The sequence below is a fragment of the Streptomyces sp. GL_141 genome (assembly GCF_057834385.1).
This window is the reverse complement of record NZ_CM174402.1, coordinates 3,392,131-3,403,836: the sequence shown is the minus strand read 5'-3', so window position 1 is coordinate 3,403,836 and position 11,706 is coordinate 3,392,131. Positions and strand designations below refer to the sequence as shown.

Annotated in this window: 8 protein-coding genes and 1 pseudogene; 1 reads left to right on the top strand and 8 read right to left on the bottom strand. The window is 71.1% G+C overall.

The window, feature by feature from the left end; translation table 11 throughout:
* Window positions 1–82: 82 nt before the first annotated feature.
* Entirely contained in the window at window positions 83–3,982 is a 3,900-nt protein-coding gene (locus AC3IX6_RS14570; RefSeq protein ID WP_243333344.1) for a DNA-directed RNA polymerase subunit beta', read from the top strand.
* Window positions 3,983–4,102: 120 nt separating this feature from the next.
* On the opposite strand, the gene AC3IX6_RS14565 is transcribed toward AC3IX6_RS14570, so the two are convergent.
* From AC3IX6_RS14565 to AC3IX6_RS14530, 8 genes and pseudogenes are all read right to left on the bottom strand, one after another.
* Window positions 4,103–6,559: a YfhO family protein gene (locus AC3IX6_RS14565; protein ID WP_489370515.1), complete on the bottom strand. Its 2,457-nt coding sequence runs from the start codon at window positions 6,557–6,559 to the stop codon at window positions 4,103–4,105.
* A gap of 128 nt (window positions 6,560–6,687) precedes the next feature.
* Window positions 6,688–6,951, bottom strand: a complete 264-nt coding sequence (locus tag AC3IX6_RS14560) for a hypothetical protein (RefSeq protein WP_383948051.1) — start codon at window positions 6,949–6,951, stop codon at window positions 6,688–6,690.
* A gap of 140 nt (window positions 6,952–7,091) precedes the next feature.
* Window positions 7,092–7,304, bottom strand: a pseudogene (locus AC3IX6_RS14555) (hypothetical protein); the annotation flags it as partial.
* A gap of 59 nt (window positions 7,305–7,363) precedes the next feature.
* On the bottom strand, window positions 7,364–8,257 hold the full coding sequence (locus AC3IX6_RS14550; RefSeq protein ID WP_489370514.1) for a peptidoglycan-binding protein: 894 nt from the start codon (window positions 8,255–8,257) through the stop codon (window positions 7,364–7,366).
* Between the two features lie 159 nt (window positions 8,258–8,416).
* A complete protein-coding gene (locus tag AC3IX6_RS14545; RefSeq protein ID WP_489370513.1) occupies window positions 8,417–8,785 on the bottom strand; it encodes an ATP-binding protein in 369 nt (122 codons plus the stop codon).
* A gap of 13 nt (window positions 8,786–8,798) precedes the next feature.
* On the bottom strand, window positions 8,799–9,512 hold the full coding sequence (locus tag AC3IX6_RS14540; RefSeq protein ID WP_489370512.1) for a hypothetical protein: 714 nt from the start codon (window positions 9,510–9,512) through the stop codon (window positions 8,799–8,801).
* A complete protein-coding gene (locus AC3IX6_RS14535; RefSeq protein WP_489370511.1) occupies window positions 9,512–10,615 on the bottom strand; it encodes a hypothetical protein in 1,104 nt (367 codons plus the stop codon). Before AC3IX6_RS14535 ends, AC3IX6_RS14540 begins: the two co-directional genes overlap by 1 nt.
* Window positions 10,612–11,703, bottom strand: a complete 1,092-nt coding sequence (locus AC3IX6_RS14530) for a hypothetical protein (protein WP_489370510.1) — start codon at window positions 11,701–11,703, stop codon at window positions 10,612–10,614. Before AC3IX6_RS14530 ends, AC3IX6_RS14535 begins: the two co-directional genes overlap by 4 nt.
* Window positions 11,704–11,706: the final 3 nt, after the last annotated feature.

The following is an 11,706-nucleotide window of genomic DNA, read 5'->3' as shown; positions in this document are numbered from 1 at the left end:
GCTCGCTCAAGAGCCCCCCGTCATCCCCGGGACCGTTCAGACCATGATTGAGACTCGACCCCGAAAGAGGGATTGACGCACAGTGCTCGACGTCAACTTCTTCGACGAGCTGCGGATCGGCCTTGCCACCGCGGACGACATCCGAACCTGGTCCCACGGCGAGGTCAAGAAGCCGGAGACCATCAACTACCGCACCCTCAAGCCCGAGAAGGACGGACTCTTCTGCGAGAAGATCTTCGGTCCGACCCGGGACTGGGAGTGCTACTGCGGTAAGTACAAGCGTGTCCGCTTCAAGGGCATCATCTGTGAGCGTTGTGGCGTCGAAGTCACGCGCGCCAAGGTGCGTCGCGAGCGGATGGGCCACATCGAGCTTGCCGCTCCCGTCACCCACATCTGGTACTTCAAGGGCGTTCCGTCGCGTCTTGGCTACCTGCTGGACCTCGCGCCGAAGGACCTCGAAAAGGTCATCTACTTCGCCGCGTACATGATCACGTTCGTGGACGACGAGCGCCGCACCCGCGACCTCCCGTCCCTGGAGGCGCACGTCTCCGTCGAGCGCCAGCAGATCGAGAACCGACGCGACTCGGACCTCGAAGGCCGTGCCAAGAAGCTCGAGACCGACCTGGCCGAGCTCGAGGCCGAGGGCGCGAAGGCCGACGTACGCCGCAAGGTGCGCGAAGGTGCCGAGCGCGAGATGAAGCAGCTCCGTGACCGCGCCCAGCGCGAGATCGACCGCCTCGACGAGGTGTGGGCCCGCTTCAAGAACCTCAAGGTCCAGGACCTCGAGGGCGACGAGCTGCTCTACCGCGAGCTGCGCGACCGCTTCGGTACGTACTTCGACGGCTGCATGGGCGCCGCGGCGCTCCAGAAGCGTCTGGAGTCCTTCGACCTCGACGAAGAGGCCGAGCGCCTCCGCGAGATCATCCGTACCGGCAAGGGCCAGAAGAAGACCCGTGCGCTCAAGCGCCTCAAGGTCGTCTCCGCGTTCCTGCAGACCAGCAACAAGCCCAAGGGCATGGTTCTGGACTGCGTGCCGGTGATCCCGCCGGACCTGCGTCCGATGGTGCAGCTGGACGGTGGCCGCTTCGCGACCTCCGACCTGAACGACCTGTACCGCCGCGTGATCAACCGCAACAACCGCCTGAAGCGCCTCCTCGACCTCGGTGCCCCCGAGATCATCGTGAACAACGAGAAGCGCATGCTTCAGGAGGCCGTCGACGCGCTCTTCGACAACGGTCGTCGTGGTCGTCCGGTCACCGGTCCCGGTAACCGTCCCCTGAAGTCCCTCAGCGACATGCTGAAGGGCAAGCAGGGTCGATTCCGTCAGAACCTCCTCGGCAAGCGCGTGGACTACTCCGCGCGTTCCGTGATCGTCGTCGGTCCCCAGCTGAAGCTGCACCAGTGTGGTCTGCCCAAGGCCATGGCGCTGGAGCTCTTCAAGCCGTTCGTGATGAAGCGCCTGGTCGACCTGAACCACGCGCAGAACATCAAGTCGGCGAAGCGCATGGTCGAGCGCGGCCGCACGGTCGTCTACGACGTGCTCGAAGAGGTCATCGCCGAGCACCCGGTTCTGCTGAACCGTGCGCCCACGCTGCACCGCCTCGGCATCCAGGCCTTCGAGCCCCAGCTGGTCGAAGGCAAGGCCATCCAGATCCACCCGCTCGTCTGCACCGCGTTCAACGCGGACTTCGACGGTGACCAGATGGCCGTGCACCTGCCGCTTTCGGCAGAGGCGCAGGCCGAGGCCCGCATCCTGATGCTGTCCTCGAACAACATCCTGAAGCCGGCAGACGGTCGTCCCGTCACCATGCCGACCCAGGACATGGTGCTGGGTCTGTTCTTCCTCACCACCGACGGCGAGCTCCGTGACGTCAAGGGCGAGGGCCGTGCGTTCGGCTCGACCGCCGAGGCGACCATGGCGTTCGACAACGGTGAGCTGGCTCTCCAGTCGGCCGTCGACATCCGCTTCCCGGTGGGCACCATCCCGCCGCGCGGCTGGGTCGCGCCGATCGCCGAAGAGGGCGAGCAGGAGTTCCAGCCGGGCGACAGCTTCCGTCTGAAGACGACCCTGGGTCGCGCGCTCTTCAACGAGCTGCTTCCCGAGGACTACCCGTTCGTCGACTACTCGGTGGGCAAGAAGCAGCTCTCCGAGATCGTCAACGACCTGGCGGAGCGCTACCCCAAGGTGATCGTGGCGGCGACGCTCGACAACCTGAAGGCGGCCGGCTTCCACTGGGCGACCCGTTCGGGCGTCACCGTGGCCATCTCCGACGTCGTCGTGCCCGAGGCCAAGAAGGCCATCGTCAAGGGCTACGAGGAGCTGGACGAGAAGGTCCAGAAGCAGTACGAGCGCGGTCTGATCACCAAGGACGAGCGCACGCAGGAGCTCATCGCGATCTGGACCAAGGCGACCAACGAGGTTGCCGAGGCGATGAACGCGAACTTCCCCAAGACGAACCCCATCTTCATGATGGTTGACTCGGGTGCCCGAGGAAACATGATGCAGATGCGACAGATCGCCGGTATGCGTGGTCTGGTGTCGAACGCGAAGAACGAGACCATCCCGCGTCCGATCAAGGCGTCCTTCCGTGAGGGCCTCACCGTTCTGGAGTACTTCATCTCCACGCACGGTGCCCGTAAGGGTCTGGCGGACACCGCCCTGCGTACCGCCGACTCGGGTTACCTCACCCGTCGTCTGGTGGACGTCTCGCAGGACGTCATCATCCGCGAGGAGGACTGCGGCACCGAGCGCGGCCTGAAGCTGAAGATCGCCGTTCGCGGCGAGGACGGCGTGCTGCGCAAGGCCGACGACGTCGAGACCTCGATCTACGCCCGCATGCTGGCCGAAGACGTCGTCATCGACGGCAAGGTCATCGCGCCGGCCAACGTCGACCTCGGTGACGTCCTCATCGACGCCCTGGTCGCCAACGGCGTCGAGGAGGTCAAGACCCGCTCGGTCCTGACCTGTGAGTCCGCGGTCGGCACCTGTGCCTTCTGCTACGGACGCTCGCTCGCCACCGGCAAGCTGGTCGACATCGGTGAGGCGGTCGGCATCATCGCCGCCCAGTCCATCGGTGAGCCCGGTACCCAGCTGACGATGCGTACCTTCCACACCGGTGGTGTGGCCGGTGACGACATCACGCAGGGTCTGCCGCGTGTCGTCGAGCTCTTCGAGGCCCGTACCCCGAAGGGTGTCGCCCCGATCTCCGAGGCCGCCGGCCGCGTGCGGATCGAGGAGACGGAGAAGACGAAGAAGATCGTCATCACTCCGGACGACGGCAGCGAGGAGACGGCCTTCCCGATCTCCAAGCGCGCCAAGGTCATCGTCGGCGAGGGCGACCACGTCGAGGTCGGCCAGAAGCTGACGATGGGTGCCACCAACCCGCACGACGTGCTGCGCATCCTCGGCCAGCGTGCGGTCCAGGTCCACCTGGTCGGCGAAGTCCAGAAGGTCTACAACTCGCAGGGCGTGTCGATCCACGACAAGCACATCGAGATCATCATCCGGCAGATGCTGCGCCGCGTGACGATCATCGAGTCCGGCGACGCGGAGCTCCTGCCGGGCGAGCTGGTCGAGCGGTCGAAGTTCGAGACCGAGAACCGTCGTGTGGTCACCGAGGGCGGTCACCCCGCCTCCGGCCGTCCGCAGCTGATGGGTATCACCAAGGCCTCGCTCGCGACCGAGTCCTGGCTGTCGGCGGCGTCGTTCCAGGAGACGACCAGGGTTCTGACGGACGCGGCGATCAACGCCAAGTCCGACTCCCTGATCGGCCTCAAGGAGAACGTCATCATCGGTAAGCTCATCCCGGCCGGTACGGGCCTCGCCCGCTACCGCAACATCCGGGTCGAGCCGACCGAGGAAGCCAAGGCCGCGATGTACTCGGCCGTCGGCTACGACGACATCGACTACTCGCCCTTCGGCACCGGCTCCGGCCAGGCCGTCCCGCTGGAGGACTACGACTACGGCCCGTACAACGGCTGAGTTCGTTCGCAGTAGGTAGTACGAAGAAGCCCCCCGCCGCTCCGAGAGGAGAGGCGGGGGGCTTCTTCGCGTCCTGCGTCGGGCCCGGTGTGGATCAGACCCGGTGGGGCCCCGTGTGGGTCAGGCCCGGCGGCGGCGGCGCAGGCTTGTCACGGTGACCGAGGTCAGGGCCAGGAGGGCGAGGGTGGCGCCGGCGAGGCCGGGGGTGAGGCCCTTGGGGGTGAAGGTGCAGGAGATCTTGGTCGTGCCCGGCGGGATGGCCAGGGAGACCAGGCCGTGGTGGCTCTTCACCGGGGCCGAGCACTGCCAGCCGGGGACGTCGGTCATGGCGATGACGGCGGTGCCGGTGGCTCCCTTCGGGAGGGTGGCCTCGATGGTGTGGCCGCCCGTGCGGACCTGGGTGGCGCCCGTGGCGGTGAGGTGGTCGACCGCCTTGGCGAGCGCGGGCCGGTCCAGGCAGCCGATGGGGTGCTCGCCGGCGGTGGCGTTCTGGGTACGGGTGTCCACGGTGACGTCGACCGCGCCGGACGCGGGGACCTCGCCGAGGCGCATGACCCCGGTCATCCGGTCTTCCAGGGGCCGTGCGGTGCCGCCGGAGGTGAGGGTTCCGTACAGCTGGGGGGAGTACCAGAAGGCCTCGGAGCCGGGCTCGCAGCGGGCGGCGTACGTCTGCCGCGTGGCGCTGCCGCCGCGGGTGACGGGCGGGACCCGGTAGACGGTGGCGCCGAGGACCTGCTCCTGGTGGGCGTAGACGCCGGCCGGCGGATTGGGGGAGGAGTACGCGGTGCTGCGGACGGTGACCAGGGGCGGGGCGGGGAACTTTCGGGCCGTCCAGCTGTTCTTCTCCGGACCCGGTTCGGCGCGGGCGCCGATCGAGAAGATCGCGTCCAGGACGGGGTTGTCGGCGCCGAAGAAGGTCCGGCCGTCGTTCTTGTAGCCGTAGCCGAGGGGTTCGAGGGCCTGGTACGTGCTCTCGGGGAGGTAGCTGCTGTAGTACTGCGGGCCCTCGGCCCGGAGCGACAGCGCGTCGTTGTACGAGGTCTGCGGGGCGCCCGAGTCGGTTCGGTACGCGGGCCAGCCGTCGACCGAGCGGACGGCGTCGAAGTGGTTCGTGATCGACTGGCTGGAGGTGGCGATCGGCTTCGCCCAGCGTTCGCGGGCGCGGCGGGAGTCCGCGTTGACCGCGGCGGCGGTGGATTCGGCGAAGACCACGCCGACCATGAGGACGGCGGCCACGGGGATCAGTACCCGGCGCTTCTCGCCCAGCGCCAGCAGGACCAGCGCGAGGAGCGACACCGCGCCGCCGCCCAGGACGGCCGGCCAGGTGGTGCCGCCGAAGTCGTTGGTGTGGCGCAGCACGAAGGTCGCGGTGACCAGCAGGGCGGCGCTCAGCGCCAGGTGCAGCGGGCGCGGCCGGTTGGCCAGCGCGAGCCAGGCGAGGACCACCACCATGCCGCTGAAGACGAAGGCCTCGCGGTAGGGGTTGCCGTTCGGCACCGCCAGTCCGTGCCACACGTACTGGGTGGGCGGGAACTGGAAGGAGAGGACGACGAGCAGGGTCGCCGCCGCCCACACCAGGCGGGTCCTGCGGGCGACGGCCGTGTTGAAGAGGAAGGACCCCGCCAGGATCAGGCCGAGCGAGGCCACGTACAGCCGCGGCCGGCCGCCCCACAGGTAGGTGCCGGGGAGGATCCCGGTCAGGAACACCTCGATCCGGACGGGATCGAAGGCGGCCGCCCGGGTGGGCTGGGCGGCTCCGCTGGAGAGGAACGAGGGCAGCAGGAGGGGCAGCGTGAGCAGGATGCCCGTCGCGGCGGCCGTCCCGGCCCGCCACACGGCGCGCAGCCGCTGGGCTCCGGTCAGGTCGAGGACGATCAGGCGGACGGCGAGCAGCACGCAGGCGGCCATCGTCGCCATCATCGCGGTGTAGAAGTTCCCGAACCAGGCGAGCGCGACCAGCAGCGCCACCCCCGGCCAGCGGCGTTCCTCCAGGCACCACTCGACGGCGATGCCCAGGAGCGGGAGCGCGACCAGGCCCCACATCCACATGGGGATGTACGAGGCGTCGCTGAGCGCCCAGCCGCACAGTCCGTAGACGGCTCCGAGCACGCCCCGCTGCCACCACGGGCCGGGGTGCAGTTTGCCGAGGTAGACGGCCATCAGGGCGGCGGCGGTGCCCATCGTGAGCGGGGTGATCGCGAAGACCGCGAGGTCCACGTGCGCACGGGGGACGAGGACGGCCAGCCAGGAGAAGGGGTTGCCGAGGTACGTGTAGTAGTCGGACAGGAACTGCTGGCCGAAGCCGCCGCGCCAGGTGAAGAGGAGGTCGCCGGCGGCCTGGCCGTGGACCAGGTCCCACAGGGCGCGGTGGAACGGGACGTACTGGTTGGCCTGGTCGTTGACGGCCCGGCCGGTGGTGCCGAAGGGGAAGGTGCCCCGGGCCGCCCAGGACGCGCAGAAGGCGCCCGAGGCGATGAGGAAGGCGAGGAGCGGGCCGTAGAACCGGGAGGCGCGGCGTGGCGCCGGCCGGTCCGGTCCGGGCGGTGGACTGCTGTGCTCGGTGGGCTCCACGGCCACGGTCCCCAATGTTCTGCTCCCCTGCTGGTCGGGTGCCAGTCTAGGTCGACCGCGGGGGCCCGCCGGCGCTCCGGGGATTCGGGGGATTCCGGACACCGGGGTTTCGGGGGGCCGCCCGCGGTCCGCGGTCAGCGGGCGGTGATCTGCCAGGCGGTCATGGCGATCGCGGAGACCGCCGCCATGGCGGTGACGCTGGCGAGCGGCCAGCGTGCCCGCTCCAGGGCGTCCAAGCGGGATTCGTGATCGGCGAGCTGGCGGTCGGTCTGGTCGCTGCGCTGGACCAGGAGGGCCAGCGATCCGTCGACCCGTGCGAACCCGGCCTCCATGGTGCCGCGCAGGCGTTCCAGTTCGACGGCGACGGAGAGCGGGTCCGGCATGTGGGGTTCGGTCATGCGCGCTCGTCCTCCGGCTGCGGGGTCCGGGCGGCGGCGTCGGAGGCGGTGCGGCCGTCGGTGTCGCGCGCGTCGTGGGCGCCGAGCGCGTCGTGGGCATCGCGGGCGATGAGGGCGAGCAGGGTGCGGTCGGGGTCGTACGGCCACTCGGTACGGAGCCAGCCGGGCAGTACGGCCTGTACGCCGGGCAGCGCCATCACCCGGGTCAGCGCGCCGGCGGCGGTGAGGGCGGCGGCCACCCAGGGCAGTGCGGCGGGGATGCCGGACGCGTCCACCAGGGCGGGCAGCAGGACGGCTATCGCCAGGGCGGTCTGGACGAGGGTGCGCAGGGTGCGCTTGCCGGCTTCGGACATGGGCGGTGCCTTCTTTCGGTGGGGCGGGGGTGGGGGACGCGGGGGTGGGGGACCGGTCGTCAGCCGGAGTGCGGGACCTTGAGGGCGTTCCAGGAGGTGCGGCCCGGCCACCCGTCGGCGTCGGCGCCGGTGAAGCCGAGCTTGCGCTGCCACTTCGCGTACGAGAGGCGGTCGGCCTCCGTCCACTGGGGGCCCGGGCCCTGCGCGTAGGCGGAGCAGCCCTCGGCGACCAGGCGCTTGCCCATGGCGGTGACGATCGGGGAGCGGGGGGCGGCGGTGAAGAAGGCGGCGCCGGGGAAGGGCTGGTGGCCACCGGTGCCGCCGGCCGGCGGGGTGGGGCGGCCGCCCTGGCCGCCCGGGGCGGAGGCGAGGCGGGCCGCGATGCGGGCGCGCAGGTCCTGCATGGTGAACCCGCGCGGGTCGACCTTGGTGTTCGTCCACTCCTTGTGGCCGATGACCGACGGGGCGCTCCAGCCGTGGGCCCGGCACAGGGCGGCCGAGGCGCGCTCGATGGCATCGAGCTGGGCGGCGGGCCACGGGTCGCGGCCGTCGCCGAGGTTGACGCACTCGAAGCCGTAGAAGTGGGCGTTGCCGTCGGTGTCGTTGCGGCGGGGGGCGGGGAGGGTGGTCTCGGCGGCGACGGCGTCCAGGACACCGCCGTCGCCGAGGCCCGCGTGGTTGGTGCGGCCGTGGCCGATCAGGTGGACGCCACCGTCCTTGTCGATCACGCCGTGGCAGAGGGGGCCGGGGAGTCCGGCGTAGCCGTCGCGGCAGAGGGCGACGCTGGAGGCGGTGCCGGCGCTGACGGTGTGGTGGATCACGATGCCGTTGACCGGGCCCCAGGCGCCCTTGTGGTTGCGGTTGTGCGTGCGCCAGCCGGGGTGCTCGATGACGTTCACCCCTTCGGCGCGGAGGGCCGCGAGGAGGGTGTCGGCGGTGAGGGGGGTGGCCATGTCGGGCTCCTTCGGACATGCGAAAGCCCCGGGCCGGGGGTGGCTCGGGGCGTGGGTGGTGGTGTGGTGCCGGGGCTCCGCCCCGGGCGCCGGGCCGCGTGCCTCAAGCGGCGGCGGGGCGGGATGGGGTGGGGCGGGAGGGTCGGCTCAGGTTCAGGCTCAGCCGCTGGCGGTGGGGAGCCAGGTGGTGCACAGGGCCGCGTAGGCCGTGACGCGGGAGGCGAAGTCCGTCAGGGCCGCCGCCACCGCGGTGGGGATCGCCGACGGGTCCGGGAGGACCGGGCCTTCCGGCGGGGGGTTCAGGACGGTCTGGCCGGTGCCGCGGAGCTGGGCGCCGGACTCGCCCGTCTCGGTGAGCTGGGCGGTGACGTACACCGCCGGGTAGCCGCTGACCGGGTCCGGTTCCAGGGTGTCGCCCAGGCCGGCGTCGTGGACGCGGATCTGGAGGGTGTGGCCGGCCTCGGTGACGGTGGCGCGGCCCGCGTAGTCGAGGGCGATGCCCCAGGGCTGGGTCGGGTCGATGTTCACGGGGAGGGTCTCCTCAGCTCTGGGTGCCGTACATCATGAGCGGCTGGGCGTAGACGAGCCCGGTGCCGCTGGTGACCATCGCCTGGATCTCCACCTTGACCAGGCTGCCGAAGCGGGCGTTGAAGTCGTCGGTGACCGCGGCGGTGCGGTCGAAGACCGTGCCGGTGGTGACCGGGTCGCCCCACGGGACGCCGTCCACGAGGATCCGTACCTGCCCGGTGACGCCGGCCGCCGCGGCGGTGCTGCAGTACAGCCGCAGGCGGGGCTGCCACAGCGGGTTGAAGGAGCGGGCGACGGTGGTCCAGGCGGTGGCGTTGGTCTGCGGCCAGCGGGCGGTCGCGAGGTCCTGCGGGGGCAGCATGGCGAGCCAGGGGCGGGCCAGGCCGCCGGTGACCACGTCGTCCGAGAGGATCTCGTGGCCGTACGCGTCGAACACGCGGACGGCCTGGTCGTAGGTGCCGGTGACGGCGTTGCGGATGCTCAGGGCGGTCTTGCCGCTCTGCCGCTTGATCTCCAGGCCGTACTCGGTGGCGGACCAGAAGCCGACGCCCAGGATCCGGGTGCCGTTCGGCTCCTCCACGGACAGCGAGCCGCCGTCCTTGATCGTCAGCGCGCCGCCGGTGACGGTGTCGAGCGCGGGGCGGGTGTTGACGGCGGTGGACAGCTGCTGGATCCGGCGTTCCATGGCGGTCAGCCGGTCGATGATGTCCTCGGGAAGTTGGGGCATCAGGCCTCCTCTAGGTACAGCTCGGCGGTGTCCGGGCGGCCCCGCTCCGGCGGGCTGACCTTGACGCCGATGATGCGGAAGCGGGCGTCCAGGCCCTGCGGATGCCATTCGTCGGTGATCCGGATGCGGACGCTGCGGCCCAGCAGGGCCGGCGGTATCTCGCTGCCGAGGCGGACCGTGATCTCCGGGATGACGACCGCCCCGCGGGCCCGGGCGAGTTCGCCGGCCGCCAGCCCCGTGAGGACGGCCTTGTCGCTGACGGTGTTGTGGTCGGAGGACAGGTCGATGCGGGGCCAGCCGCCGGCGATCAGGTCGCCGGCGACCAGCTCGTCCGAGTACACCGGCCGCGATTCCTCGGCCTGGTTGCTGTTGGCCGAGGCGCCGCGGGCCCGGGCGGTGGTGCCGCCGCGGGTCGCGTCGCGCGGGAAGGAGTACGAGAGGATCGCGCCGGGCCGGTCCAGCACCAGGTCGGTGGAGCCGGTGTGGATGCGCGGGCTGCCCAGGCGCAGCAGCCGGGTGCGGGCATCGGAGACCGGGTCGCGGAACACGGAGATCTGGTGCTCGAACCCGTTCTCCGAGGTGGCCAGGGTTTCGATGGCCTCGGAGTACAGGGTCTCGTCCCCGTCGCGCCAGCTCCCCGTACGCAGGACGCCGGAGGTTTCCGTCCCGAAGGAGACGCCGATGTCGCCGCCCACGCCGGACTGCATCCGGCGCCACAGCTCGCGGACCAGTTCGAGCTGGTCGGTGGGGGTGGCGGCGGCGAAGGTCTGGCGGATGCGGCGGCGACCCGCGTAGGAGTCGAAGGTGGCCGCCTGGATGCTGAGGCTGACCACGCCCCGCCCGCTGCTCTGCAGGGTGCTCGTCCAGACGATCCCGCCCCACCACAGGTCGCCGCCGCGCTCCAGGTAGACGGCCGTACGGCCCTCCTCGATGCGGCTGACCCGGGCGGCGAGGGCGGAGTCGGGGACCGGGATGGTGCCCGAGAGGGCGCCCGGCTTGCCGATGAAGTCGTCGATGGAGACGTCGCGCAGCGGGAGGATGTCGATGGTGCTGTCGGTCCGTACGTCGCAGAAGATCGCGCGGTACGGGGTGTCGGTGCTCATTTGGCCTCGTAGGTGGCTGCGCCCGCGATGGTGTGCCCGGCGGCCCAGGTCCACGGGGTGACGGAATCGGCGATGCCCGAGACGAGGACGGAGTCCCCGCTGGGCATGCCGCTGGACAGTTCCAGCTCGAAGAAGGCGGTGGAGGTCAGCCGCATCCGGGCGACGGCGCGCTCCCGGGTGGTGGCCTGCAGCTCGGCGAAGCCGATGCAGCGGGGCAGGGCCGCGGATTTCACCGGCAGGGTGAAGCGCCAGTTGTCGGCGCTGGTGGCAGCGGCCCCGAAGGTGGTGCCGGCGCCGAAGGCGATGGTGAAGTTGAGGTGGACGGTGGGGCCCTGCTGGATCCACCGGCCGCTGACCTGGGCGTCCCCGAAGGCGGGCGGCGCGGCGCCGGTGGCGGTGGTCCACACCGGGGTCCAGTCCTGCCAGGCGGGCTGGGGCGGGTACGGCAGCCAGGCGGTGCCGTCCCAGCGCTGGAGGCCGTTGCCGAGGTCGCGGTACTGGCCCGGGTAGGCCCCGAGGGAGGTGTCGGTGGTGACCGGGAGGATGCCGCCGACGGCGACGGTGGCCGTGCGCAGGCTGACCAGGGCGGTGGCCCAGGCGATGCCGCCGTTGCCGGCGCTGGTCCCGGCGGGCACGGCGACGGTGTAGAGGGGGAGGGAGAGCGGCGGGGTCGCCGGGGCGGCCGGGCTCGCCGCCGGCACGCCGCGGACGATCTCGACGGTGGCCTCGGTGAGGCCGGAGGCGTCGTACTCGTCGTCCCGGACGCGCACCACGACGAGGTCGATCCGGCCGTACTGGGCGTGGCCGTCGACGAAGGCCAGGTTCACGGGCTGGGTGAGGGCGACGGGGTAGGCGCCCTGGTTGTCGGTGCCCTGGATGGCTCCCCGGCCCGGGTAGACGGTCGCGCCCATGGCGGTCGTACCGGCGACGGAGAAGCCGGAGAGCCGGGTCTTGCCGTCGCTCGACCCCGGCAGGATGCCGGACCGGCCGGCGACCGGGGAGGTGGGGGTGAGGGCGCCGAGCGAGGTGACACGGGTGTCGGACCGGGTCTGGCCGACGACCGGGAGCCAGGCGGATCGCACGTTCACGGA